2 protein-coding genes are annotated in these 560 nt (G+C 37.0%); both read right to left on the bottom strand.

Features of this window, described 5'->3' with window-relative positions:
• On the bottom strand, positions 1-218 hold a 218-nt coding region (locus tag AC4HAI_RS08985; RefSeq protein ID WP_491111247.1), incomplete at its 3' end, for a hypothetical protein.
• Between the two features lie 56 nt (positions 219-274).
• Positions 275-560 (bottom strand): TipC family immunity protein (locus AC4HAI_RS08980; protein ID WP_491111246.1); only part of this gene is annotated, 286 nt, incomplete at its 5' end.

The following is a 560-nucleotide window of genomic DNA, read 5'->3' as shown; positions in this document are numbered from 1 at the left end:
GGAACACCATTGTCTTCCAAAAAGCCCTCTCTATAGGAAACTTCCCCACCAAGATTTTCCGCCAATGTCCCATTAGGACGTTTTTGTAAATTCTGAGCCATCTCATCAAAAACATTATCGTAGTGTCTGTTGTCAATCCCTAAGTTAACATATACTGTCAGTCCGATAAAGGCTAGAACAAAAAGTAGAGCGAACGCTAGCTTGAAATATTTTTTCATCTATTTCTCCTTATCGGATTGGTAGCTATTATCTCCCTCATAGTCGGGCAGTTCATCTACCAGTCTTCCCACTGGGTTTTAGTAGTAAACTTACCATAATCATCGGTGTTGAATTTGCTATCGTAATTCGTCAGCCAGTCTTTGAGAACTAAACCGTAAACAATATCATCATAATAATGATCAAGGTCCTTTTTTTCAATGTCATATTCCTTCAAATATCGCTTTATATGAGTGTCATCATCAATATAATCCTCATTTTCTCCAGCTGTTTTAATCAGACGAATCTGTTTTTCTAGGAGCTTTTTATCAGGATCATAATAGATAGATTCCGTAAGCACTAAG

The sequence above is a fragment of the Streptococcus sp. ALY_208 genome (assembly GCF_058314295.1).
The sequence above is the reverse complement of the archived record's forward strand: the minus strand, read 5'-3'. Positions and strand labels throughout refer to the sequence as shown.